We start from the raw sequence: 25694 nt of genomic DNA on the forward strand, positions 1-25694 counted from the left end.
GTTAGAATAATGTTTCATCAAATGGTTTTATTCGTTAGAGAAGATGTACGATAAAGGAGGAATACTTGTTGACTCAGTGTTGAAGCAAATTTGAATTTCAAATTTGACCTTCGTTTTTAGACTAAGAACAGCTCCCGATGTATAGATTATCCTGCGGTATCCAACCCGCGAATATCAGTCTGATCAATCGTCGCGAATGCTTTTCTCTAACGAGTTAAACTATTTGATGATAAAAATGCGAAAAAATATTTACGGCTCGGTTGGGTGCGCCATATCAGAGTTTGTCCCAAAACCTATCTCGCGACCCATAGGAAGCGAGATTGAGTTATACCTCTCGCGACCCATAGGAAGCGAGATTGAGTTATACCTCTCGCGACCCATAGGAAGCGAGATTGAGTTATACCTCGAGCGCCAATAGAAGCGAGACGCCGAGTTTCACAAAAATGTGGGAACTCATTTTAGCGGGATAGTGGATAGGTGTTTTGTTGTAAAAGTAAGAACTCCCGAATTAAAGAAAAACACCCTGACATCTGACCCCTAACCACTGACCTCTAATATGTCATGTTTCCGCTAAGACCGGACCGCCGGATAAACGTTTGTAAAATTCCGCGCCTTCTCTTTCCAAGAAGTCCTCGTAAGTACCCTTAAAATCTCGAATTCCTTCCGTGGAAACTTCGATCACACGAGTCGCTAAAGAAGATACAAACTCGCGGTCGTGAGAAACGAATATTACGGTTCCTTCAAATATAGAAAGGGCATAGTTCAAGGCTTCGATGGTTTCCAAATCCAAGTGGTTCGTAGGTTCGTCGAGCGCCAACAAATTGTCTCCGGAGATAATCATTCTTCCGATGATGATTCTGGATTTTTCTCCCCCGGAAAGAACGCTCGTAGGTTTTTTAGCCATATCGCCGCTGAACAACATTCTTCCCAAAATCGCGCGTATCTCCTCCATCTCGGTTCCGGGATCGGCGTATCTATAAAGCCACTCCACAATCGTATCAGCGTCTTCTAATATACCTTCTCGGTGATCCTGAGGAAAGATGGAAGATGTGACCGAATCTCCCATCGCAACCTTTTCGTTATCGGGCTCGATCTGTTTCATCAAAGTTTTTAAAAGAGTCGTTTTTCCGACTCCGTTGGTTCCGATGATCGCAATCTTTTCGCCCTTAGTGATGTTGATCGTAAAGTCCTTAAAGATCGGTCTATCGTAGGATTTCGAAATATTGTCCGCGAGAATCACGTCCTTACCTAACGTCTTCTTCATCTTAAAACGAATGTAAGGAGAAACTCTGGAGGAAGGTTTGACGTCGTCGAGTTTGATCTTTTCGATTTGTTTCTGTCTGGAAGTCGCTTGTTTGGACTTACTCGCGTTGGCGCTGAATCGGTTTACGAAATCTTGAAGTTCGGCGATCTTTTCCTTCTTACGTTTATTCTCGTCGAGAAGTCTTTCACGAGCCATCGTGGAAGCTTCCATATAATCGTCGTAATTGCCGGGATAAATCGTAAGAGATTGATAATCCAGATCCGCGATATGAGTCGCGATCGAATTGATAAAGTGACGGTCGTGAGAGATCACGATCACAACACCTCGGTAGTTGGTTAAGAATTCTTCCAACCAATGAATCGTTTTGATATCCAAGTGGTTGGTAGGTTCGTCCAAAAGTAGGACGTCCGGTTTTTGAAATAAAACTTGAGCTAAAAGAACGCGAAGTTTAAAACCGCCGGTTAAAAACGCAAGAGTCTGAGTATGACTCGTCGTGGGAATTCCCAATCCTTCCAGAAGTTCTCCCGCGGTACTTTCGGCCTCGTAGCCGCCGAGTTCTCCGTATTTTTCTTCGAGTTCGGAAACTCTCATTCCGTCTTCGTCCGACATTTCCGGTTTTGAGTAGATCGCGTCTCTTTCCTTGGAAACTTCCCAGAGTTCCTTGTTTCCCATGATGACCGTATTGATTACGGTTTCGTTTTCGTACTCGTAGTGATCTTGTTTCAGATATCCGACTTTAATCCCCGCGTCGATGGAAACGGCTCCGTTCGCGGCTTGTTCCAATCCCGCGAGAATTTTCATGAACGTGGACTTACCGGAACCGTTCGCTCCGATCAATCCGTATCTGCAATTTTCCTTAAACTTAACCGTAACGTTCTCAAAAAGAATTTTTTTACCAAAGTTTAGGGTCAATCCGGAAGTGCTGATCATGTGAGAATACCTGCTAAGAGAGAATCATGACCATGATTTTCAAGATAGGGTTTTTTGCCAAGAAAAAGTAGAATTAAGGACTTTTGAAATTATACCGAAGTTGAAAACGTATGCACACCGTACTTCAAGTAATACTGACTTTGTCGATCTTGAGTTTTTCTTTTTTCACCGGTCTTAAGGCCGAAGATACCTCAAAGAAACTCGGTGACGCCGCTTCTTGGATCCCGATCGGAGCCGCTCAGTTCGCCTCGCAACCGGAGAAACCGAAAAACGTCGCGGTAAACCTTTCCGGCAGCCGAACATTCAATTTAGAAATCGGTTATAAATTATTGACGGGAAAAATTCTTCAGTTTGGAAAATTGTTGAGTACGGAAAATGCATACGTTCCGATCGAGTCCAACGAAATTACTGCGGAACTTTCCAGACTGAACGATAAGACAGTGAGAATTCTCTGCAACATGAAGGGTTCCAACTGTAACCCGATTCGTTACGAAATTTATCCGTTTCTCGATTCGAAAGAGATCAAACCTTGGACGATTAAAAAAATTCCCGATTACGTAAATCATAATATATTTGCGTTCAATCCCAACGCTTCTCCGGACGGGAAATATCTTTTCTGGACCGCCTATATCAAACGAGGTAAATCGGGAACTCAAAAGATCTGGCATTCCAAACTCGACGAGAGAGGATTTTGGGAAGACGGCAAGGAAATGAGCGCGCCTTTGAACAACGAAATGCCTTCGGCGGTCATTTCCGCATTACCGGGAGGAAACGAACTCTTCGTCTTCGGTACGTTTGGCGAAAAAGAACTCTTGGACGAGCTCGGAAAAGACTTTGAAACAAAAGGAGAATCCGCAGCGCGTTCCTCCAAGAACTCCAACGAATACAGAAAAAAGATCGAGGAACTGAGAACCGAATACGACGAAAGAACGAAACAGATCACGAGAAGAGTTCCTCTCTATAAAAGTTTTAAGGAAAAGGATTCCTGGTCCAAGCCGAGTATATTAAAGTTTCCTGATTTTTATAACCTCTACAGAAAGAAGAGCGATTCGAGCCAGGAAATTTTCGGCGGTTCCACTCTTTCCTCTTCGGGAAGAATCTTAATCTATTCCGCACAACATAAGGATTCCAAAGGTAAGCTGGATCTTTACGCGAGCAAAATGTTAAACGACGGAACGTTTCCCTTGGGAACGAACTTGGGCGAAGTCATCAATTCGGATCACGAAGAAATGGCTCCGTTTTTGGCGAGCGACGACAGAACCCTTTACTTTTCCAGCGACGGACACAAAGGTCTTTCGGTTTATATGACGAAAAGAATCGGCGACGGTTGGGATCAATGGACGAAACCTACGGAGGTCTCCGAAAATCTGAAAGGCGTGAATTTCTTTTCGATTCCCGCGAACAGCGATTGGGCTTATATCAGCAAAGACGGTCAGTTGTTTATGGCGTATCTTCCGAAAGAAATGCGTCCCGAAAAGGTCGTAGTCGTAAACGGAAAAGTCGTGGACACGGAAGGAAATCCGCTTTCCGCCGATATACATTACGAATCTCTAAAGTCTCACGAAAAGATCGGAAGTTCTAAAAGCGATCCTTCCACCGGAAATTTTTCGATCATTCTTCCTTTCGGAGAAAATTACGGGTTTTACGCTCAAAAGAAAGGATATATTTCCGTATCACAAAACTTGAATCTAACTTCCAAAAAGAAATTCTCCGAAAAAGTGGAAGTTATCCTGCAACTCCCTCCGATCCGGGAACGTGAAACGATTCAAATCAATAATTTATTTTTCGAATCTAAAAGTTTTCAGATCTCACCGGAGTCCGGGCCGGAACTTGATCGTCTCGCCGAAATCGTGAAGGAAAACCCGGAGATCGAAATCCGGATCGAAGGTCATACGGACAACGTAGGAAAGAAAAAAGACAATCTGCTTCTTTCGGAAAAACGAGCGATCGCCGTCGCGGAATATCTTTCCAAAAAACATTCGATTCCGATCGAAAGAATTCAAACCCGAGGTTTCGGCGACGGGACTCCTCTCAATAAGAATGATTCCGAAGAAGGACGTAGAAAAAACAGAAGGGTGAATTTTACGATTTTAAAGAAGAAATGAATGAATTCCATTTTGAAAGTTTTCTAATACTTTACAAAGATTCGGTCGTTTCTATTGTCTTTCTCTGAGATCCGACAAGGTAAAAGAAATCGATGACATCAGACAAAGGGAATCAATTTTCCATTCTATATAAATTCAAAAATAGCGTTCTAAAAATCCTATTCTTTTCAAAAGCGCACTGGAGGCAGATCTTCCGTTATGCGACCATTGCGTCGATTGCGATCGGCTCCTTTCTGATCGGCGGTTCCTACGTGGTCTGGTTGACCAAAAAAGACGAAGTCGTTTCCAATTTGGACAAGTTCAAAAATGAAGTCACAAATTATTACGAAGTCAGTCAGATTCGCCCGATTCGAATTTTGGATCGAAACGGAAAGTTGATCGGGGAATTTTCGAGAAGAAAGTTCAAACCGATTCGTACGGACAATCTCGCGGAACACGGAAACATCGTCTGGGCTCTTCTCTCTTCCGAAGACAGGGAATTTTACAATCATCACGGGATCAATTACGCCGCGCTTCTAAGGGCGATCTTCATCAATCTCACCACCTTTCAAAAACAAGGCGGTTCCACCATCACTCAACAACTCGCAAAGCTGACTCTGGACCTCGGAGCGAGAAACATCTTCAACAAGATTACGGAATTCTACTGTACCTTTTATCTCGAAAACCAATTCGATAAGAATACGATTCTTTCCATGTATCTCAATCGTATTTTCTTAGGCGAAGGAAACACGGGAGTGGAAGAAGCGAGCCGTTATTATTTCAACAAAGCGGCCACGGAACTCAGTCCGGAAGAAGCGGCTATGCTCGTCGGAATTATTCCCGCTCCTTCCAATTACAATCCGGTTCGAAGTTTAAAAACCGCTCTCAAAAGACAAAAGCTGGTTCTTATGCCTATGTCCGAAAACCAACACCTACATCCGAATCCTTCCGGCATTGAAAAGAATTTTGCGAAAAAAATAGAATCCAACCTTAAAACATTCAGAAATTCTTATAAAGTGGAAATCACAAAAGACGGAGACAAGGAATTTTATACTTCGGAAATAGCGCGATACGGTTTTGATAAGGACTTTACCGTAAATCTTGCGCCGGATTTTAATTACGGAATTCGCCAGCACATTTTGGATACGTTCAACGAAATCGACATTGAAACCCGAGGTATGAACGTCTACACGACTCTGGACTACGACAAACAGGACGTCGCCGAAAAATCTTTAAGAGAAGGAATCGAGTCCGTTCGTAAAAAGTTGAACGAAGTCAAGGCCGCTTACTTGAAAAAGGGCAACGCGGAAGAAGCGAGAATCCAACAATCCATCATAGACAACATGAACGGTTCCTTGATTTCCATCAATCCCGGAAACGGTTACGTCGAGGCTATGGTTGGTAGTTACAAAATTTCTAATATATTCAGACTCAATCGGGCGGTCTCCGCGCTCAGGCAACCCGGTTCCACGATCAAAGCCCTAGTCTATGCGATCGCATTTGAAAACAGAATCATCACTCCTTCCTCCAAAGTCATGGACGAAGAAATCAATATTCGAGGTTATTCTCCGAAGAATTGGTACAAAGGTTACAAAGGAGAAATCACGGCAAGAATCGCGTTCGCACAATCGATCAACACCATCGCCGTAAAATTGTTAAACGAATTCGGAGTGAACGAATTTTTGGAAAAAATTTCGATGATCTTGGACATAGACAAGGCGACTCTTGAAAAAAGATTCCAACCGAATCTTTCCTTGGCGCTCGGCTCCGGAGAACTATCTCCTATGGAACTTGCCCTGATCTACGCTACGATCGCAAACGAGGGCAAAAAAGTCACTCCCGTTCAAATCCTAAGAATTACGGATTTTGAAGGAAGCGAAATGTTTTCCACACCTTTGAAAGATCCCAACGAATCCGTTCAGATTTTAGATCCCGTCGCCTGCGCCGAAACGATCAATCTTTTGGAAGCGGTCTTAAGCGAACAAGGAACGATGAAACTTAAGACTAAAGACGAAGATTCTTTTCCGATGGGCGGTAAAACGGGAACGGTGCAGTCGCCGAAAGAAGCTCGTAAAAAATGGGGATCGCGTAAAGGCGTGAGAGACGCTTGGTTCGCCGGTGTGAACCCCGATTTGGTTACGACGGTTTGGATCGGGAACGACGTCGGCGCTCCGTTTGAAGGTTCGGGTTCCGGAATCAGCGGAAACATTTGGTTTCGTTACGTGAACTACATCGCAAGAAACATCGGATTTTCCGAAACGCTCGTCAAACCGTTTAACGGCGATTTTGTGAAAGTGGACGTATGCGGAGAGACCGGTTTACTGTTACATTCTTCGGTCCCTTGTTCGTATCCGTTGTACGGTCAATATTATTATATCGGAGAACAACCTTCCGCACCGGCAGGTGTTACGACCGCAACTCCGGAAAATCCTACGCAAGAACCGGGAACAACGACGGGGGTTCCTCCTCAGGCGGAAGAAAACGACGGAGATTCGGTCGAACTCGAACTTCCGGAAGTTACAGATAATCCTCCAAACTAGAATAACGTTTCGCTTTTTCGGATATTAGAAAAGCCTCATATGGCGACCAAAGATAAATCCAAGGATTCTCTCGGATGAGAATTTGCAAGGCCTCGGTCGTTTCCGAATTCAAGGAATCCGAACTCCTCGCTTTCGAGATTATACTTTCGAGTTCCCGATTTTCGTAATGGGCCCGATTGCCTCCGTTGCCTTTATCCTTTCCCGAAAACAACGGATCGATAAAGTTCCAAGCTCCGGGTAAATCCGCGTACCAAAAAAGCAACGTTAGATCCCCTTTCCCTTCCGCGTTTTCTTTGTAAAGAGCGGCCTTTTCCATCGGATGAATTTTCACTTTCAATCCGAGTTCTTTTAAAAATCCCGCCAACGCCAAACCGTTGGCGCCGTTTTCCTCGTCGCCTCGCATTCTAAAATCGATTTCTCTTTCTAGTATTTTAGGATAACAAACGGACTTTTTCAGATACTCCTCCGCTTTCTCACGAGAATGAGTTTGTATCTCAGGACTTCCCGCGATGATTTCTTGTATCTTCGTTTGCGAAATACTTCCTAACGGAACCGGACCGAACGTGGGATCCGCATTCCCTTCCAATAATTTTCGAATCACGAGATTGGGATCAACCGCCGTATTTAAGGCTTTTCTAAAGTTCAAATCGAAACAAGGTTCCGTTGCCCGGATCGCAACGTATTGAACCCCTCCGCCCTTTCTAAACCGAAGGTTTTCCTTTTTGATATGCGGGTTTTTGAGTAAAAAATTCGGAAGACGCATCAAATCCATTCTTCCTTTGGAAAACAAAAAAACTCCCGTGGACGCAGACGCTAAAATCCTCAGTCGAATTTTTTTAGGAAGATCTTCGACCGCGTACGGATTTTTTTCCAGCAGAATATAATTATTCTTTTTCCATTCTTTGAGAAGATACTTACCCGCTTTTGGAACCGCAACTACATGATTCTTTTCTAATGTTTTAAAGGAATCCGCTTCTAATTTTTCTTTCTCGCCGTTTTTACAACATACGATTCCCGCCGGCGGCAAAGAAAGAGCGTCCACGGCTTGTCTCAGTCCTCCGGAAATTTTCAGTTCGACTTCTTTCGCGTCTATAACGTTGATTTCCTTGATGAAAGCGTATTGATTTTTTCTAGGACCGGGAGTGTTTACGAGCCTTTGCAAAGATTCGCGAACTTGTTGCGCTTTTAATTCTTTTCCGTCAGACAAAAGATGCGTTCTTAGTTTGAGTTTGAGGGAACGAACCTTTCCCTCGCCGGACAATTGAAACGATTCCACAAGTTGATAGGCTGGTTTACCGTCCGGAGTTTTTTGAAATAAGAAAGGATATAAAAATTTTCCGAGAGTACGCGAAGATAAGTCCGTGGAAAACAACGGATCCAAACTGATCGGGTCCGAAGGTATGGAAAGAATCAATTCTTCCGGATCTTCCTCTCGAGAACTACAACCGGAAAAAAGAAGGGACAAAACAAGGATTCCTGCAAAAAAGGTTAGAGAAGTATTCAAAAGATTAAACCTGTTCAATGAACATCTATAAACGACTCCTAAAGTATTCCTTCAAGTACAAATACAGATTAACTTCGGGGATCGTACTGTCTTTTCTCGTTTCGGTTTTAAACGGGGCCTCTCTTACTTCTTTGATTCCGATTTTCGATTCTCTCGGCACCGGAGAAAAAACGAATTTCGAAATTTCCCTTACCAAAAAGGACAAGGCGCTTCTGCAACGTTCGGAAGAAAGCGATTTTTTTTCCAGCGTTGAATCCATCGAACTCAAACTCGCGGAGTGGAAGGTGCAACTCAATTCTTCCTTGAAGAAGATGAGCCATGACCAACTCGTTTTACTTTTTTGTTTTATCGTTTTTCCGGTCTATCTTTTAAAACTGATCTTCCTCGCGGCGGCGGTTTATTGTATCAATTCCGCGGGTTATCTCGCGATTCGCGATTTAAGAGCGGAGTTGTACGCAAAGGCTCAGGCTCTTCCTCTCAATCATTTCGTGCAGGAAAAGACCGGAATTTTGATGAGTAGAATCATCAACGACGTGGAAGTTCTCGGAAAACTGATCAGCTCGGATTTAAAAGATGCGATTACGGATTTCTTTTATATCGTCACACATTTACTTCTTCTCCTCTACTTGAGTTGGAAGATGTTCCTCGCCGTCTTCATCATCGTTCCGATTGTGATGGGTCCTGTTTCCGCCTTCGCCGATAAGATCCGCAGAGCCACACGCAATCAACAGGAACGCCTTTCTTCGTTAAACGGACATCTTCAGGAAGTGATTTCCGGGATTCGCGTAATCCGAGCCTTTTCCATGGAGAAGACGGAAGCGAAACGTTTCTGGGAATTCAACCAGGATCTTTCCGATAAAACGTTCAAAGGCCATTTCTATCATCAGGTCGGGCCGTCCCTTACGGAATTATTCAGTTCGATCGTTGCGGTGATTTTTTTGAGTTTCGGCGCGTATCTCATGGAGGACGGAACGTTCTCCCGCGGAATGTTTATGGCGTTCTTTTTAACGCTGATTTTTTTAATGCGACCTTTTAAACAGATGAGTATGCTTTCCAATTCGATTCAGAGCGCGATTTCGGCGGGTGATCGTGTGTTCGAGTTATTGGATCAGGAGACGGACATTCAAAATCCTGCAAGTCCTAAGTTCTTAAAAAGAATGGTGAAAGGATTGTCGTTTAACAACGTAACCTATACTTATCCTGGGGCTAAAAATCCCGCGATTCGGGAAATCAACCTGCAGATTCAGAAAGGAGAAACCGTCGCGTTGGTGGGAGCTTCGGGCGCGGGAAAATCCACGTTAGTCGATCTTGTGCCGAGATTGATCGATCCTCAGGAAGGACAAATACTCGTCGACGATATCGATATCCGAGAACTGGATCTGAGTAATCTTCGAAAAAGAATCGGAATCGTGTCCCAGCAGGTTTTTTTATTCAACGGAACGATTCGTGAAAATATCTGTTACGGAAATCAGAACGTAACCGAAGAACAACTTCATACCGCGTGCGAACAGGCATTCGCGATGGAATTCATCCTTTCCTTCGAAGAAGGTTTTGATACGATCGTGGGCGAACGCGGAGTGATGCTTTCCGGCGGTCAAAGACAAAGAATTGCGATCGCACGCGCCCTACTGCTCAATCCGGAAATTTTGATTCTAGACGAGGCGACTTCGGCGCTCGACACCGAATCGGAAAGATTGGTTCAACAGGCTCTCGAATCCCTTTACAAAAACAGAACCGTAATCATCATCGCTCACAGACTTTCCACCGTACAAATCGCAAACACGATCTTTACGATGGAAGACGGAAGAATCGCGGAATCCGGAACTCATGCGGAGCTGATCCAACTCGACGGTAAATACAAAAAGTTATACGACATCCAGTTCGCCGAATCCCCCGAAAGCGCATAACGTAAGAAAATCATAATTCTCTCATGAACTTATTTACTCCTCTTTCACTTCTACACGTCGTTCTGTTTCCGATTCTATATGCGTTTTCCTTTATATATCGCGCTCTTTTTCTGCTCGATCAAAAGTTCGCCGAAAAGAAAAAACTTTCCGGAGCCTTCGTAATCAGCGTGGGAAATATTTCCATGGGTGGAACCGGAAAAACCCCGTTCTCGATTTATCTCGCAAAACTGATTCATAAAAAATTTCCGGAAAAAAAAATCGTTATTTTATCCAGAGGTTACGGTGCGGTCGGATCCAAACGCGGATATAGAGTCGCACAACAATCCACTCCGAGAGAAGCGGGAGACGAACCTCTTCTTTTAAAAAAACATCTTCCGTTTGCGGAGGTTTGGATCGGGAGAAACAGACATTCCGCTTATCTACGTTTTAAGGAAGAATTGAAAATGAAAGAAAATCCGATCGTGATTTTGGACGACGGATTTCAGCACCACGTTTTGGAAAGGGACGTCGATATCGTTTTATTGGATTCGAGCAGGATTCATAAAGAACGTTTTTTAATTCCTGCCGGCAATCTGAGAGAACCGATCTCTTCTCTGGCAAGAGCCGATTGGATCGTGTTTTCGAAATACGAACCGTCCGTGGAAAGAATTGTGCAGAATATTCAAAGGAAATTCTCCAAAGAAATTCTTCGTTTTTCTTCGGAACCGGATAAACTCTTATCTCCGAACTTGCAATCGGATTCTCCGAAAGTATTTTATGGAAAAAGAATATATGCGTTTACAGGAATCGGAAATCCGAAAGTTTTCTTTTCGATGATTCGGAAATTTCAACCGCTCGAATTGGAAACGAGAACCTTCCGGGATCATCATTCTTATACGATGGAAGACGAGAACGCCCTGGATAAGATCTCTACAGACTACGACTATCTCGTGTGTACCGAAAAAGATCTCGTCAAAATTTCAAAACCTCCGGAGAATTTAAGAATCCTTCTTTTGGAAAGCAAACTCGATAAGGAAGAAAAACTCGTTTCTTTTCTCAAAGATAAGATCGCCTCGGAAACATCCCGATTCCGCCACCGTTAATTTCAAAAATTCTCTCTTCTATTTTGAAACTTCATTATGAGCGTTACGGAAGTCCGATGTGATTTCAAACTTCTCACGCACAGACCGGGCGACTGCAATTATTTTCCGTCAAATTTCATTCTTAGAAATTTAAATCGAATTGCAGGATTCAAACGATATGTTATCATTCCCCGATATCGTATTTCGATATACAACTCATGAAAAAAATTGTTTCCTATTCGATCCTCGTTTTTTTTCTTACCTCCGTTTCACTTCGAAGCGAAACCGTTCTTTTAAAATCCGGAAAGCGGTTGGAAGGAAATATCATAAACCAGGATAAGGAAACCGTAACCTTTAAACTCGCGGACGGAACCACAAAGGTATTTCAGAAATCGAACATTCGAAAAATTTCCTTTACTAAAATCGCGGAACCCAATCCTAAAAAAGAAGAGACTCAAAAGAACGACGAAAAAAATAAAAAAGAAGCGGTGAAACTCGCTGAAAAAAGAAAATCCAAGGAAAAAAGCTCCAAAAAAAGAGAACAGGAACTTATCAATTCGAAAAGACATTATCTCGAAGTTTCTTTCGGAATCGGAAACGGAACCGAACAATCCGAGCTCCGGCCTTTTTATCAAACCATTCAATACGCGGGTTTGGCTTTCAGCAGTTCGGGGCAGGCGGAAATTCTCACCAATCCGTACAAAACGCCTAACAGCGGTTCTACGACTCGGATTCGATACGTGTGGAATCGTTTTACCTTTGAATTACGAGGAACACAAGCAAAACATAATTTCGACGTGAACGGTTTTCAAACTCTCTCTTTTGGAACAGGCGGTTCTGGATCCGGCTCGTCCGGTGAAAGAGCGGTTAACGCGATTTTTGGAGAAGCAAACACAAAATTTCAAAAAGTTTCCTCCCGTTTCGGCTTTACTCCTTATCCGCATCCGGTTTTGGATCTCCAAATTCTGGGAGGTATCGAAAGGATCTGGACAAAAACGGATCAAGAGGTGGACAGTTTAGGTCAAAAGACGGCGAGCGGAATCAATCCGAATCGCATTAGTTTTCGCGAATATTCCAGTTATCATAAAGGATATAGTCTCGGGGTCGGATTCGAGTGGAAGTTTTTGAAACGATTTACGTTCCAAGGACAAATTCTTCATTTGAATATGTCGAGTCCGTCTTCCCTTAAAAATTACGAATATAGGATCGACGGTTCGAACGGGGCACTTCGTTTGAACCAAACCGGTTTGGACTATTGGTGGAAATCGACCGGAACCGAAGTGAATCTCAGACTTTCCGCAAACGTGAAAGGAAACTGGAGTCTATTCGTGGAAACGAGCAATATGACTTTAAAGAACACTCTCCAGACCGGTTACATCACGGAAGACAGCGGAGGAAACCAGGATCAACTCGGATTGAAAATTTTCGGACCTAAAATTCTGATTCCGATGTTAAACGAATCCAAAACGATTCTCACTTACGTTCAGTTCGGCGTAAATCATCGTTTCGATTTCTGAGTTTTTTCGACATCTTTCCAGTTCCACCACTTCAGCTTTTCCGAATTCGGTTTTTTAACGTTCAAAGCGTAGTGAACACATCGAAAAACGTAGAGCATACAACGATCCACGTAACCCCCGTGCAACTTGCAGCAACGGACATACAATTCTTCCGGATCGACGGGCCGAATTTCGTCCAAACTTCTAAAACCCAGATTCCAATAATCCATCGCGATCGATTTGCCGACTCCCGGAAGGGTTTGAAATTCTTTTAGGATATCGGATTGCTCCAGATATCCTTCCGTAAATTTAGAATATTCTTTTTTACTCATATATTTCCGATATATCGTTTTACGAAGTCATTATCGAAATAAAACCAAGTTCAAACGAAATCGTCGAGTTTTTTAAAGTTAAGAGTCGTCAAAAATTCCAACGATTCCGTAATTTTTTCCGGGGACCAATCCCACCACTTCAGCCTTAAAAGTTTCTCTGCCGCTTTCTCCCATCCGTTTCCAAAAATCGCAAACGGATACGTGGAAAATGCGTTCATCTTGTGATTGGCTCCGTTCATGATAAATTTTACGCCCGTAGCAATGGCGCAAAATTTTCCGATCAAGAGTTTATCCCCTCGAAAATCATAGTGATAAAGTACGTTCTCCTTTTCGAAACGTTCGGGGCCGTCCGGATCGTCGTAATATGTATAATCTCCGATTTCGATCAAAGGGGATTGAATGAAGTTTTTGAGAAAACCGATTCTCGGATATTCCGGAAACGGATGAGGAGTAAACGGATTCGGTCCGAAAGAAAGAGGTTTTGAATTTTGCATCGATATACCTCCGATGAAAGGTCGGTTCGTTATTTTTAAAACGGATCTCAAAAATCGTCCACAATGCAGCAAACCGACGTTTAACGCAGGAGGATCGGAGTTTTGAGACAAGTTCCAATATAGAATAAAAATAGAATATTCAAAAATATGAATTATCTTTGAAATCGAGGCGGGGATTATACGTTCATAATAAATCCAAGCTAAATTCGATTTAGAATTCTGTCAATTCTTTAAGAAAAGGATTCAACGATCCAAAAACCGATTTTTGTAGTTAACGTGAGTACCATGCGAAAACGCTCTCTATGGATCGTGTTGATTTCACGAATTCACGTTAGTTATGATTGCCGTTCACTTCTTTTAATTTTGCGAGGTTTCCTTCCAGAACGGAAAGAGTATCGATATGATAATCCTTTGCGTGTTTGAGTCGAATTTGTTTTCTATCTTCCGGAAGTCTTCTACAGGAAAGCTCGAACAAAATTCCCGCTAAAAGTCTGGAGCAAGTGAAAACGATCTCCTCCGCATACGTATCCTTATCTTCTTTTCTTGAAAGATCCTTATAGAGGGTAACCAAATCTTGAAATCCGCGGAACAATTTATGGGCCAAAAAAGAATCCAATTGATTGACGAGTTCGGCAACGTATTCCCCGAACGTATGAGTCATCCCGGAAACGATTCCTCCGATACACGCGTTGATTTGAATTTGCGACGTCCCGTCGTAGATCGTGGTGATCCTTGCGTCGCGATAAATTCTCGCGATATCATAGTCTTCCGTATAACCCGAACCTCCGTGAATCTGAAGCGCGTCATTAACCGCTTTTAAACAGGATTCGGAACAATAAAACTTGCCGATCGGAGTCAGGACGTTCGCAATCTTTTCCCAATAACGAACGACTGTGTCGTTCTTCGCTTCTTTTTCAGTAGCGCCTTGTTTTTCAAGTCGAAGCGCTCTCCAATAATAACGATCCATTACGCGAGATCCTTCCAACGTCAAACACCGCATCGCGTAGGTTTCCCTTTCGATTCGATTCATGATTTTTTTCACGGCTGGAATTTGGATCAAAGGTTTTCCGAATTGAATTCTTTCGTTTGCGTATTTTAGAGCTTCATAATATGCCGCGGTTGCAAGTCCCGTGGATTGTTGTGCGATTCCCATCCTCGCTCCGTTCAACATTCCCATCGTATACTTTACGAGTCCGTAACCTTCTTCTCCGATCAAAAGTCCGGGGGAATTTTCAAAAACCACTTCGCAAGTCGGAGAACAATGAAGTCCGAGTTTGCGTTCGATTCCCGCAATTTGAACGTCCTTGCTTTGTACGAGAAAAAAAGAAAGTCCCCGAGCGCCGGATCCGACTTCTCCCGAACGAGCGAGCGTCAGTAAAACCGCGGGGATATCGCCGAATCCGCAACCGTGTGTGATGAAACGTTTGCTTCCGTTCAATACCCAACCTCCGTTCTCGTCTTTTACGGCCTTGGTTCTAAGATTGGAAAGATCGGAACCGTGATCGGGTTCGGTAAGTCCCATCGCACAGACGAATTTTCCGGCGGTGAATCTGGGAAGCCATTCGTCTTTCATTTCCTGAGTCGCGTGTCGTTCCAAAATTTCGGCCAGATTTACGCATCCGATCGCAATGGCGAGTGACGCGTCCACTCTGTAAAAAATTTCGGAAATAAAAGATTTCACGGTCCAAGGTACGCCGAGTCCGCCGTACTTTCTTGAAAATCCGTAGGCTTGAACCCCCGCATCGACGACTTTGGATACGAGTTCGAGCATCTTCGGCGGAAACTCAACTTTTCCGTCCTTGAACTCCAGGCCTTGCCGGTCCAACTCCGCCACATGAGGAGAAAGAATATTTCCGGCGAGATCGCCCACGGTTTCCAACACGGTTTTATAATATTCTTTTGCTTCCGACGGATTTGTCGGTCCTCCGTTCGAAACGTCGGAAAATTCGTTTTCGTAATCGAGTATGATTTCCGTCCAGGGTAGAATATGCTCAAAATGATCCTGGATATCTTGATTGTCCGAAAAATAATTGTTTTGAATCATAATTTCTCCCCTTGAATCAGCCAGCGTAAAGGATTGGAAAGCCCGCGTTTCAAATGGCTAGGGTTTAGATGTTAGAATTGACCTTGCCTTAGAAGAAAGTAAAATTTTTCTTTCAAGTCTAATTGTATGTAAAGTCCTAATCCCTATTTCCTATTTTCTAACCATCTACTCGAAGTGTGGGAACTACCGCGTTTTAGGTGGTTAGTAACAAGTGGTAGAGGGTTAGGTGACCTTGCCTGTCAGACATTGACCCACGTTGCGACCCATATGGCAACGTGCTGAGTTCATCTTTTTGACCAGTGTTTCTCCTGTTTCTAGTAAATTTATTTTCGAATGAGATGGACATATGTATCGCTAAGGAAATTTGCAGGAGTTCCCACAGATTAAGTCTCTTTGACGGTTATTTAGACTTTGCGTGATTTTTTCATCGTTTAAAAACGTAGTAGTTCCCACATTTTTGTGAAGTTCGGCGTCTCGCTTCTATTGGGGCTCGAGGAAACTCGGATATCTCATTCTCTGCCGAATGACCCATGGAGAATGAGGCACCTATTTCAATTAATCACTCTCTGAACTCAGCGAAACGCTCTCTATAGATCGCGTTTCAGGTCGTTCTATGAGTTTCACGACAAGTTCTTAATTCTTTCTTAATTCCAAAACGAGAATCCTAATTTTAATTTACGAGCCGGGCTATTGCATTCTAAAAACGATTTTATAAACTTACACCATGGTACAAAAACGGAATTTTCAAAAATTAGAATGTTCTCAAAAACAAACTCGAAGCAAGTGCGGGTCGAGATCCGTACAAAAAAGCTCGTCCAACGGAATGAAATTACGAAAGTGCGTTCTTAAAATTCTTTCGATCTTATATTTTTCCATTTTTGTTTTTTCCGTCTCCGCCGATTCTCAAGAAAAAAAAGAAGTCAAGACAACCGTTCCGCAAACAAAGGAAAACGGTTCGGAAAAAAATTTAGATCCTTCCCAAAAACCTTCGGAAAACATTCAAACCCGAACCGAACCGAAAGTTTCCAATGAAACGGAATCGAAAAACGCTTCGGAAGAATTTCAATCCAAAGGGGAACCCGAAAAAAACGAACTTTCCCAAGACGATTCTTCTTCGAAAGGAACTCAGGAAACAAACAAACATCATCCTAAGTTCGGCTTTTTTATAGATTCTTATTACGCACACAATCCTTATCGCCCCAACTCAAGGGACAATCGGTATCTCACTCAACCGGCGCGTTGGGATGAAGGTAATATCAACCTCGCTTATATAGACGGTAAGGTCGAAACGGATCAATACCGAGGCAGAGTCGCTTTCCAATTCGGAAACTCGGTAAACGCGAATTACAAAAACGAAATCGGTTCGGAAAAAAATTCCAACGAACTTTCCGTAAGAAACATTCAAGAAGCTTACGCAGGAGTCAAACTCGCAAAAAATCTCTGGCTCGACGGCGGAATTTATTTCGGAAACATCGGACTCGAAAGTTGGATCTCTCAGAACAACTGGAATTATTCAAGGGCCCTCGCTCTGGATTACGTGCCTTATTATTCTAGCGGTTTCAGACTTTCCTATCAATATTCGGAAAAACTATCCTTTCAACTTCATCTGATGAACGGTTGGTCCAATATCACCGAAACGAACCGCGATAAGGCGATCGGAACTCAAATCGATTACAAAATCACGGATAAGCTCAAAATCACCCATAACACATTCGTGGGAAACGAGGCTCCCGATAACCAGCCGCGTCAAACAAGATATTATAATAATTTAATACTTCAATATCACTTCACGAAACATTTCATCGTCGCCGGATCGGGAGACGTAGGAATTCAAAGGGTGCCCGATCCCGGAGTTCAAACCTACAGACAATGGTATCACGGAACGTTTTGGATCGTTTGGAGACCGATTGAGAAATTCAGAACTTCCTTACGTTTGGAAAGAATGTACGATCGGGAACAGACGATCATTCAGACGGGTACAAAAAACGGATTTTTAACTTCGGGCGCGACTACAACCTTCGATTACATTCCGAACGAAAACGCGATGATTCGATTGGAAGGAAGATACTTTCGTTCTTACGACGCGGTTTTTGATCGAGATCGATCGAAATCGAAAGAGGAAAAGTTCGTCGTTTTTGCGATTTCGCTTAAGATCTAAACTTCGGATTCGGATTTAGGTTGGACGGAAAAAGATTTATAAACCGAAACGATTCGTAAACTACTTGCAACCTTTTGATTATCGACTCGAATCATTCGTATGGAACAAGCAACATTAGGCGGCGGTTGTTTTTGGTGCCTCGAAGCGGTGTATCAGATGGTGGAAGGAGTCGAGTCCATCGTATCCGGATATGCGGCCGGACGAACGAAAAATCCGGATTATCGTTCCGTGTGTTCCGGCACCACCGGACACGCGGAAGTCGTGCAAATAACCTTCGATCCGAAGATCATCGGTTATCCCGAGATCCTGGAAATTTTTTGGATCTCTCACGATCCTACAACGTTAAACCGACAAGGAAACGATATGGGAACCCAGTATCGGTCCGTCATTCTCTATCATTCTCCCGAACAAAAAAAACAAGCGGAAGAATCCATACAAAAAGCCGGAGAACATTTTACGGACCCGATCGTGACTCAAGTGGAAGCGCTGAAAGAATTTTATCCCGCGGAGAATTATCATCAAAATTATTTCAAAACCAATCCGGAACAGTCTTACTGTCATTATGTGATCAAACCGAAAATCGACAAATATCTCAAAACGGGTTTCAGAGTTAAAAAAATAAATTCTTAACTTTATATAACCTTGCAAGAAACCGTTCAAATCGGCGGTTTCTTGCAGCTTTGAATCTTTTAGCGAAGGAAAATTCGACTTTTACTCGGAACTATATAATAAAGTACCAAAATTCCGCCTTTAAACGGGGATTTGTTTCAAAATTTATGTTACTCTATTATATAGGCATCAATCAGTAGGACGCGCCGGAAGATTCTACTTGATACTCTTGAAATCGGATGATAGTATAATTCTCTAATGAACGCCGATATCCGAAGGGCCTTTTTGATTTTTTTACTGGGAATATTTTTTTCCCAGTGTGTAACGAGCATACAACTTCAAGGAGAAATTCATCGTCCTAAAACGGCGGACGGTTGGGATCTTACGCTCGAACATTTTCCGCCCGCATCCAATTCCCCTTCCAAAAAATATCCCGTCATATTATGCCACGGCTTAATCGCCAATCGAACCTATCTGAAGATCAACGAGAAAAGTTCCATTGTCGGAAGACTTCAAAAAGAAGGATATGACGTTTGGCTGTTGGATTTGCGAGGAAGAAGGGATGCGGGTTACCCTTCCTTGTTTTTCGGAGATAAAACGTTTTCTTACGGCATGGACGACTATATCCAATATGACGCGGACGCTGCCATCAAACACGTGTTAAACGCCACCGGAAAGGACAAGGTCAATTGGATCGGTCATAGTATGGGCGGAATGATTATCTATGCGAGAATCGGAAGCCTCGGCGAAAACAGGATCGCAAACTTTGTGGCGATCGGTTCGTCCGCGATTCTGGATTCTCCGAGTTCCGCTCTGAAAGGTTGGTCTTCTCTTTCTTGGTTGAGCAATCTTTGGCCGGTCGTTCCCGCCGAAACTTGGATCGGCATTCAAGGAGCGACCGGAATCCCGTTTCTTCCTCAAAAATCCTTCGAAGAACTTTTTTGGCATAAACCCAATATCGATCCTTCGATCCTTTCCGGTGTTAAAACGACTTCGATCAATCCCGGAACGAAAAAGGAAATCCTACAGTTTCAGGATTTTGCGGAAAACGGAGAGATCCGAAGTTTAGATCGTAAAATTTCCTATTCGAACGGACTCAAGAATATCAAAATTCCGACTTTGTTGATCGCAGGCAGAAGAGACAAAATCGGAACGACTTATTCCCTTCGTTACGCCTACGATACGATTTCCTCCGAAGACAAAACTCTTTTTATCGTATCCAGAGCGAACAATCATTCCGACGACTACGGCCACGCCGATTTGATCGTCGGGAAAAACGCGGACAAAGACATATTCGTTCCTATCGCGGCGTGGTTGGATAAAAGAAACTAATTTTATTTTGGACTTAAGCATGAAACTTACAAAAACAAAATCGGCCGCGCTCCTCGTCTTTCTGACGGTTTTTTTAAACTGCACACGTTATGTGGTCATTACCGGACAAAAATTCGCGTCGCAAACCGCAAACATAGGACCGAACGTATTTTTGACCACGTTTTCCTATGAGAATTCTTCCCATCCTCCGATTCTTCTCGTGGATCCGGTTTTTATAAACAAAAAGGTTTTATATCTCGGAGATAAATCGGGGCTCATCGGAGTGTTAAACGGAAACGGTTTTTCGGTTTGGTTGTTACACTTCGAAGACCATAAATCCGTAAATCTCAAAGAGGTAGGGGAAAATCTGATCCCGGACGTCATCGCAAGAATTCAAAAAGTCACCGGTCAAAAAGAATATATTCTAGGCGGGGTTTCTTTGGGAGGACAAGCGGTATTACATTCTTTCAAAGCCAAAAAAATTCCGAACATCTCCAAAGCGTTCTTTCTCGGAACGGGAATGGACTATAAATACAACGATAGTTTTTTAGAGCAGATGAAAGCCGAAAAAAGACTCGGAACCGACTTGAGTGTTTCCTGCAAAAACAAGGACAGTTTCTGCAAACGTTTTATTTCCTTAGACGAAGACGATCCTACGACTCTATTCATGTATCAAAATATTCTTAACTACTTGCCGACTCTGGAAGAAAACCCGAAAACCTGGGAACCGTTCGAGTCCACAAACTTTCCTTCTCTTTTTATAGGAGGAAGAATCGACAACGTATCGCCGACCGAAAGTATTCATCCGGTTTATAAAAGAAAAAAAGGAAAGAAAGAATACTGGGAAGCGGGAAGAGACAATGGGATGTCCATTGACTACGATCACTTAGGGCTATTCGCTTACGAAGACGCGCCTTCCGACATCTATCAAAAAATCGCCGATTGGCTGAAAGAAAAAGAGCTCGGCACTACGAGGGTCTCTTCCAACCCAGCAAATCCATGACCTTCTTGATATCCTCCCAAACCTCTCGTTTGAGAGGGCTGTTCTCTCCGCCGTTACGGATCACAAAACTAGGGTGATACGTAGGCATCACCGGAATTCCGAAAAAAGAACCCCAGGTTCCTCTGAGTTTCGTAATTCCTTCTTTCGTATTTAAGATAAATCTTGTGGAAGGATTTCCGAGAGTTACGATCGCTTTCGGTTGAATGATTTCGAGCTGCCTCAAAAGATACGGCGCGCAGGCTCTGGTTTCTTCCTCTTCGGGTGGTCGGTCCTTTTCGAATTTCATTTCCACCGTCGGTCTGCACTTTACGATGTTCGCGATATAAACCGATTCTCTCGGAACTCCCATCCCCTTTTCTATAATTCTCGTAAGTAGTTCACCGGCTTTGCCCACGAAAGGACGGCCGGTAAGGTCCTCTTGTCTACCGGGTCCCTCTCCGATGAAAACGACTTCCGTATCCGGATTGCCTTCTCCAAAAACCGTTTGAGTGCGGGTCGTATGAAGTTTGCAGAGTTTACACGCGGAAACCTCGGATTGAACGAGGTTCAGTCTTCTGAGTTTCTCTTCTTTGCTCATGAAAATACGTTCCATCCAAATTGAAAAAGAATTTCTCCGGAGTCAATGGAAATGATCGTTCTTACGGAGGCGGAACTTTATATTCCGCAGGCGAACGCTTTCGTATTGATACTCACGATATCTAGGTTCCAAATTCGGGCTGCCTCTCGTTCAAGAACGATTGGGAAAACAATCGAATATGGAAACCTTGCGTTACGGAGGGGCCGTTTATAGAAACAAGGATCTTGAATTCGTATTTCAGAATATTCTAAATTATCTTTTGGATAATCGCGATCAGAGTGAAATTCCGGTTCTTAACGGATATTCTTCACCGGGAAAGGCTCAGAAATTCCGGTTCATTTCCTTTTTAGAGGCAAATATTCCGAGAATCTTCAACTGAGCCTCTTTTGCCTTTTCGGAACTATCGTAAGAATTGTCCGATTTCATCAGTTCTTTCATCAACCATCGAGATGATTCTCTATCCAAAAAATCAAGTACTTGAATCACAAGTTTTTCCCGCACGCTCTTCAACGCTTCCGCCAAATCGGGAAGACTTACCTGTCTCAATAAATCCTTCAGTTCGTTATATGATAATGAATGAAACGCCCTGTTCAAAAGAATATCCGAATCGATCTGAGGTTCGGAATTGCAAAACTCGGCGTAAAAATCGTTGAGAAGAATCGTATCGATCTCTTTTCTTTTTTGATTCACGAAATTCCAAAAGTCCTTTTGGTAAGATTCTCCGAAATAAGACGCTACCTTTTCCAAAAAGACGGAGATGGGAAGTTCTCTCTGAATCGTTTCGATTCCTTCGAGCATAATGATTCTATCTAAAAGTTCTTTTCCTTCGTAGTTTCCGGAAACGATATATCCTTTCAAAATATTGCCGACGTTTTCGGAATCCATCCCGATTCCCATCAGATCGAATCCCTTTCTTAGAAAAAAAGGATGTTCTTCGGAATCAAAGGTATCGATAAAAAAATATTTTCCGAATACGTAACACTTTTCGCTCAGCTCCAGCATCGTTCCTAAAACTTGTAAACTCTGTTCTCGATCCTTATCCGTATAAAAAAATCGATTTGGATGTATTTGTACCAGCATGTTTTAGTTTCTCCGAATTTTATTATATTGATTTTTTCCAATCTCATCGTCTCTTTAACGCTTTAAAGAAGGACCGTTTGGAAACAATGAATTCTCTTTGAATAAAGATGCATCAAATAAGACGCGGATTTTCTTTTTTTTAAAACCCTTTTCTTAAAATATCCATATTAAAAATACAAAAACCTTCCTTAATTTTCCCGCTACTACTATCCCTATAAAATTGAGCGCCGTTAATTTTTATCGCAAAACACTGTTTCAATGCAAAATATTGGGTACTTTATTATATAGCCATGAGTAATCTTTTCGTTTTAATTCCGTAATTCATGCGGATAGGTTCGAACATTTTTACGCTTAAAGTCTTTTCAAATCTCCGAATAAGAAACGAACTTTGTCACTCAGGTAACGAGGAGTTCCGCGGGGAAAAGAGCGACTTTGAGGGATTCGGTATAACGAATCGGAAACTCCGAGTTCGATATAAAGTTGTTCTGTTCGCTATTTATGAATCTTCGGCAAGTTTGGTCCACGCTGTAAAAATTGCTAAAGCAAGTGGAATATTATGACTTTGTAAAATCGTGTGTGGATAGGAAGTTTACGATAAAACACACAACCAAAACGTGGAGAAAACTTGAGTGCGACGACTTCCTACGGGTCGTTCGAGGTTTAACTAAAGTCTCACTCCCTGCCGAATGACCCAAAGAGAATGAGGCACCTATTTCAAGTGATCACTCTCCGAACTCAATGAAACGCTCTCTAAGGATCGCGTTTCAGGAATGGAGCCGCCCTGCCCCCCTTTGTGTAAAATCCGAATCGCTAAAAACGCGGGAACTCCCCCTAAAATTGGTGTAGATGAAATACCAAAGTTCAGAAATCTGTGCACATGAGCCAAATTGAATCCGTTCCAATCGGAACCCTCCCCCCCTTGGGCCAGGTTCCCAAAAAAATGTATGCACAAGTCGTTAGAGCCAATCGTTTCGGCGACCCGATCACTGCAATTCAGGAAGAACTCATCGACGTTCCAGAAATAGCGCCTGACGAAGTGCTCGTCGCGGTAATGGCAGCCGGTGTAAATTATAACAACGTTTGGGCCGCTCTCGGATTTCCCGTAGATGTGATCGGCGCCAGAAACAAAAAAGGCGAACCGGAACCGTTCCATATCGGCGGGTCCGATGCATCCGGTATTGTTTACAAAGTCGGCGCCGATGTGAAGAACGTAAAAGTCGGAGACGAAGTCGTTCTTCACTGTGGAATCTGGGATCGCAACGATCCTTGGGTGAAAGCAGGAAAAGATCCTATGTTCGCACCTTCCCAGTTGATCTGGGGTTACGAAACCAACTGGGGTTCCTTTGCACAATTCTGCAAGGTTCAAGACCACCAGTGTCTTCCAAAACCGAAACATCTTTCTTGGGAAGAAGCGGCAGCGTATATGCTCGTAGGAGCCACCGCCTATAGAATGCTTCATCACTGGACTCCGAACGACGTACAAAAAGACGACGTGGTTCTGATCTGGGGAGGAGCGGGCGGACTCGGAGCAATGGCGATTCAGATCGTGAAAGCTGCAGGTGGAATTCCGATCGCGGTCGTTTCCGAAGACGACAAAATCGATTTCTGTATGAAATTAGGCGCTGCGGGTGTCATCAACCGTAAGAAATTCTCCCATTGGGGAGCGCTGACCTCCGAAATCAACAAGATGGAAAAGTTCGTAGAATGGACAAAGTCCGCTCGCGAGTTCGGAAAGGCAATTTGGGACATCGCCGGAAAAGGAAAAAATCCAAAAATCGTTTTCGAACATCCGGGTGAAACTACGATTCCTACTTCCATGTTCGTCTGTGAAACGGGCGGTATGGTCGTGATCTGCGCGGGAACCACCGGCTACAATGCGACCGTCGACTTACGTTATCTCTGGATGCGACAAAAACGTCTTCAAGGTTCTCACTTTGCAAACGACGACAACTCAAAAGGTCTGAACGACTTAGTGATCGGAAAAAAAGTGGATCCTTGTCTTTCCAAAACCTTCGTTTGGAATGAAACCGCCACCGCACACCAGTTGATGAAAGAAAACAAACATCCGGCCGGAAACATGTCCATCTTGGTCGGCGCCGACAAACCGGGATTGGGAAAAAAATAATTTCCGATCTCGATCAATTTCATAGAGCCGCTGGAACGGTTGATTCTACGCGGCTCCGAAATCGGGACAAAATCGAACGAAAGGAACACGCTTTCGTTTATCAGATCCAGCCCCAATGAACCATCGTGAGCAGAGCCATTGAGATTCCAATTGCGATCTACTAAATGACCCGTAAGAGTCATAATTCTTATCCTTAAATTAACGTAAGTTCGGTATAATCAATGCGAAAGCGATTGCAGCGAGATCAACAAATTGGAATGACGAAAGAAAACCGTTTTTCGGATGATCTATCAATTTGCTTATCATTATATTTCGACCTGCAACGCGATCCATAGATTAGTATGATTCTTGGACGTAAGACAGCTCGAAGTGTGATATTCTTGATTCGACGGAGTCAAGAAGGCCGATGGCAGATTGATCGCTCTCTTGGGGCTTAGACCCCGGTCCATAGATGAATCTAAATCGGCCACCGCAAACCAAAGTGTGGCGGCTTAACAAAGTCGACCGCGAATAGGAGTGCTGGTGATATCACCCGGCTTTGTTAAGACCTTCCGCCCTCTGTCATTTTAGGAGAAAAGAAATGAACAGTCAAGAAATCAAGTATGTAGGAATTGATTGCGGAAAGAAAAGTTTAGAGGTTGTTCGAATTAATTCGGAGAACTCGCTCGAACGTCGGCAATTCAGTACAACGGAAAGCGGTATTAGCAGTTTATTAAAATGGCTGACTTTAAATGATATTGTAGGTCTGGAAGCGGGCTCTCAATCTTTTAGAATTGCAAAATCAATTTTAAACAAAGGGATTCAAGTAATTGTCTTGAATCCCGGAGACTTAGCAACGATCTATCAATCTTTGAAAAAGACTGATAAAGAAGACAGTTTAAAAATAGCCAGGCTCATTCAACGTTATCCAATAGAAGAATTACCGGTTGTTCCGATTCCCACGGATGAAGAGGAAGATAATCGGCGATTGTGTACAGAGCATGAGAACTGGACAAGGCAACTGACGCAAGGTAAGAATCGACTTCACAGTTTATTCACTCAAGCCGGTTTGACTGAAATCACCAAAAAGCATTTACGAACAAAAGCATCCAGAGAAGTTTCTGTAGCTTTACTTCCTGATCGATACAAAAAGGAAGCGGAACGAATCTTAAAAGTTTTAGATTTAGTCGAACTAA

At 43.2% G+C, this 25694-nt stretch carries 17 protein-coding genes and 1 pseudogene; 11 read left to right on the forward strand and 7 right to left on the reverse strand.

Annotated elements, in window-relative coordinates:
- Window positions 1–559: 559 nt before the first annotated feature.
- Window positions 560–2194: an ABC-F family ATPase gene (locus LEP1GSC194_RS16615; protein WP_020774673.1), complete on the reverse strand. Its 1635-nt coding sequence runs from the start codon at window positions 2192–2194 to the stop codon at window positions 560–562.
- Window positions 2195–2304: 110 nt separating this feature from the next.
- On the opposite strand from LEP1GSC194_RS16615, the gene LEP1GSC194_RS16620 reads away from it, so the two are divergent.
- Complete coding sequence (locus tag LEP1GSC194_RS16620) at window positions 2305–4299, forward strand: OmpA family protein (protein ID WP_020774678.1); 1995 nt, start codon at window positions 2305–2307, stop codon at window positions 4297–4299.
- 92 nt (window positions 4300–4391) lie between these two features.
- The gene (locus LEP1GSC194_RS16625; RefSeq protein ID WP_020774681.1) at window positions 4392–6818 is read left to right on the forward strand and encodes a transglycosylase domain-containing protein; all 2427 of its coding nucleotides are present in this window, start codon (window positions 4392–4394) and stop codon (window positions 6816–6818) included.
- On the opposite strand, the gene LEP1GSC194_RS16630 is transcribed toward LEP1GSC194_RS16625, so the two are convergent.
- Window positions 6796–8340: an ABC transporter substrate-binding protein gene (locus LEP1GSC194_RS16630; protein WP_036043493.1), complete on the reverse strand. Its 1545-nt coding sequence runs from the start codon at window positions 8338–8340 to the stop codon at window positions 6796–6798. The genes LEP1GSC194_RS16625 and LEP1GSC194_RS16630 overlap by 23 nt on opposite strands.
- Here LEP1GSC194_RS16630 and LEP1GSC194_RS16635 point away from each other — a divergent pair.
- From LEP1GSC194_RS16635 to LEP1GSC194_RS16645, 3 genes are all read left to right on the forward strand, one after another.
- Window positions 8340–10229: an ABC transporter ATP-binding protein gene (locus LEP1GSC194_RS16635; protein ID WP_020774675.1), complete on the forward strand. Its 1890-nt coding sequence runs from the start codon at window positions 8340–8342 to the stop codon at window positions 10227–10229. The two genes, LEP1GSC194_RS16630 and LEP1GSC194_RS16635, sit on opposite strands and share 1 nt — an antisense overlap.
- A gap of 23 nt (window positions 10230–10252) precedes the next feature.
- A complete protein-coding gene (lpxK, locus tag LEP1GSC194_RS16640; RefSeq protein WP_020774687.1) occupies window positions 10253–11311 on the forward strand; it encodes a tetraacyldisaccharide 4'-kinase in 1059 nt (352 codons plus the stop codon).
- A 197-nt stretch (window positions 11312–11508) separates the two neighbouring features.
- Window positions 11509–12807 carry an LA_0442/LA_0875 N-terminal domain-containing protein gene (locus LEP1GSC194_RS16645; protein WP_020774676.1) on the forward strand — a complete coding sequence of 433 codons (1299 nt, stop codon included), beginning with the start codon at window positions 11509–11511 and terminating at the stop codon, window positions 12805–12807.
- Here the strand turns inward: LEP1GSC194_RS16645 and LEP1GSC194_RS16650 are convergent.
- From LEP1GSC194_RS16650 to LEP1GSC194_RS16660, 3 genes and pseudogenes are all read right to left on the reverse strand, one after another.
- A complete protein-coding gene (locus LEP1GSC194_RS16650) occupies window positions 12789–13118 on the reverse strand; it encodes a helix-hairpin-helix domain-containing protein (protein ID WP_020774686.1) in 330 nt (109 codons plus the stop codon). The genes LEP1GSC194_RS16645 and LEP1GSC194_RS16650 overlap by 19 nt on opposite strands.
- 158 nt (window positions 13119–13276) lie before the next feature.
- Window positions 13277–13612 (reverse strand): annotated as a pseudogene (locus LEP1GSC194_RS16655) (chloramphenicol acetyltransferase); the annotation flags it as partial.
- A 331-nt stretch (window positions 13613–13943) separates the two neighbouring features.
- Window positions 13944–15656, reverse strand: a complete 1713-nt coding sequence (locus LEP1GSC194_RS16660; protein ID WP_020774672.1) for an acyl-CoA dehydrogenase family protein — start codon at window positions 15654–15656, stop codon at window positions 13944–13946.
- A 724-nt stretch (window positions 15657–16380) separates the two neighbouring features.
- Here LEP1GSC194_RS16660 and LEP1GSC194_RS16665 point away from each other — a divergent pair.
- The 4 genes from LEP1GSC194_RS16665 (at window position 16381) to LEP1GSC194_RS16680 (ending at window position 20737) form a co-directional block, all read left to right on the forward strand.
- On the forward strand, window positions 16381–17814 hold the full coding sequence (locus tag LEP1GSC194_RS16665) for a porin (RefSeq protein ID WP_020774677.1): 1434 nt from the start codon (window positions 16381–16383) through the stop codon (window positions 17812–17814).
- Window positions 17815–17913: 99 nt separating this feature from the next.
- Window positions 17914–18444 (forward strand): peptide-methionine (S)-S-oxide reductase MsrA, encoded by a 531-nt coding sequence (msrA, locus tag LEP1GSC194_RS16670; RefSeq protein WP_020774685.1) that lies wholly within the window; start codon window positions 17914–17916, stop codon window positions 18442–18444.
- 237 nt (window positions 18445–18681) lie between these two features.
- Window positions 18682–19755, forward strand: coding sequence for an alpha/beta fold hydrolase (locus LEP1GSC194_RS16675; protein ID WP_020774682.1), 1074 nt, complete (start codon window positions 18682–18684; stop codon window positions 19753–19755).
- 19 nt (window positions 19756–19774) lie between these two features.
- Entirely contained in the window at window positions 19775–20737 is a 963-nt protein-coding gene (locus tag LEP1GSC194_RS16680; RefSeq protein WP_020774671.1) for an alpha/beta hydrolase, read from the forward strand.
- Here LEP1GSC194_RS16680 and LEP1GSC194_RS16685 read toward each other — a convergent pair.
- Window positions 20703–21314 carry a uracil-DNA glycosylase gene (locus LEP1GSC194_RS16685; protein WP_020774688.1) on the reverse strand — a complete coding sequence of 204 codons (612 nt, stop codon included), beginning with the start codon at window positions 21312–21314 and terminating at the stop codon, window positions 20703–20705. The genes LEP1GSC194_RS16680 and LEP1GSC194_RS16685 overlap by 35 nt on opposite strands.
- A 321-nt stretch (window positions 21315–21635) precedes the next feature.
- A complete protein-coding gene (locus LEP1GSC194_RS16695) occupies window positions 21636–22394 on the reverse strand; it encodes an LIC10244 family PerRA/PerRB upregulated protein (protein ID WP_017809881.1) in 759 nt (252 codons plus the stop codon).
- A gap of 877 nt (window positions 22395–23271) precedes the next feature.
- Here LEP1GSC194_RS16695 and ccrA point away from each other — a divergent pair.
- Both ccrA and LEP1GSC194_RS16705 read left to right on the forward strand, forming a co-directional pair.
- Window positions 23272–24519 carry a crotonyl-CoA carboxylase/reductase gene (gene ccrA / locus LEP1GSC194_RS16700; RefSeq protein WP_036043500.1) on the forward strand — a complete coding sequence of 416 codons (1248 nt, stop codon included), beginning with the start codon at window positions 23272–23274 and terminating at the stop codon, window positions 24517–24519.
- Window positions 24520–25099: 580 nt separating this feature from the next.
- Window positions 25100–25694: IS110 family transposase (locus tag LEP1GSC194_RS16705; RefSeq protein ID WP_036040806.1), on the forward strand; the 595-nt coding region annotated here is incomplete at its 3' end.

This window comes from Leptospira alstonii serovar Sichuan str. 79601, assembly GCF_000347175.1.
GTDB classification, from domain to species: domain Bacteria; phylum Spirochaetota; class Leptospiria; order Leptospirales; family Leptospiraceae; genus Leptospira; species Leptospira alstonii.

Excerpts from the sequence above, each read along its gene's own strand:
- msrA (WP_020774685.1), top strand. The coding sequence starts at position 17,914 with ATGGAACAAGCAACATTAGGCGGCGGTTGTTTTTGGTGCCTCGAAGCG.
- LEP1GSC194_RS16695 (WP_017809881.1), bottom strand. The coding sequence starts at position 22,394 with ATGCTGGTACAAATACATCCAAATCGATTTTTTTATACGGATAAGGAT.
- LEP1GSC194_RS16650 (WP_020774686.1), bottom strand. The coding sequence starts at position 13,118 with ATGAGTAAAAAAGAATATTCTAAATTTACGGAAGGATATCTGGAGCAA.
- LEP1GSC194_RS16645 (WP_020774676.1), top strand. The coding sequence starts at position 11,509 with ATGAAAAAAATTGTTTCCTATTCGATCCTCGTTTTTTTTCTTACCTCC.
- LEP1GSC194_RS16635 (WP_020774675.1), top strand. The coding sequence starts at position 8,340 with ATGAACATCTATAAACGACTCCTAAAGTATTCCTTCAAGTACAAATAC.
- LEP1GSC194_RS16680 (WP_020774671.1), top strand. The coding sequence starts at position 19,775 with ATGAAACTTACAAAAACAAAATCGGCCGCGCTCCTCGTCTTTCTGACG.
- LEP1GSC194_RS16625 (WP_020774681.1), top strand. The coding sequence starts at position 4,392 with ATGACATCAGACAAAGGGAATCAATTTTCCATTCTATATAAATTCAAA.
- LEP1GSC194_RS16615 (WP_020774673.1), bottom strand. The coding sequence starts at position 2,194 with ATGATCAGCACTTCCGGATTGACCCTAAACTTTGGTAAAAAAATTCTT.
- LEP1GSC194_RS16660 (WP_020774672.1), bottom strand. The coding sequence starts at position 15,656 with ATGATTCAAAACAATTATTTTTCGGACAATCAAGATATCCAGGATCAT.
- ccrA (WP_036043500.1), top strand. The coding sequence starts at position 23,272 with ATGAGCCAAATTGAATCCGTTCCAATCGGAACCCTCCCCCCCTTGGGC.
- LEP1GSC194_RS16685 (WP_020774688.1), bottom strand. The coding sequence starts at position 21,314 with ATGAGCAAAGAAGAGAAACTCAGAAGACTGAACCTCGTTCAATCCGAG.
- LEP1GSC194_RS16620 (WP_020774678.1), top strand. The coding sequence starts at position 2,305 with ATGCACACCGTACTTCAAGTAATACTGACTTTGTCGATCTTGAGTTTT.
- lpxK (WP_020774687.1), top strand. The coding sequence starts at position 10,253 with ATGAACTTATTTACTCCTCTTTCACTTCTACACGTCGTTCTGTTTCCG.
- LEP1GSC194_RS16675 (WP_020774682.1), top strand. The coding sequence starts at position 18,682 with ATGAACGCCGATATCCGAAGGGCCTTTTTGATTTTTTTACTGGGAATA.
- LEP1GSC194_RS16665 (WP_020774677.1), top strand. The coding sequence starts at position 16,381 with ATGGTACAAAAACGGAATTTTCAAAAATTAGAATGTTCTCAAAAACAA.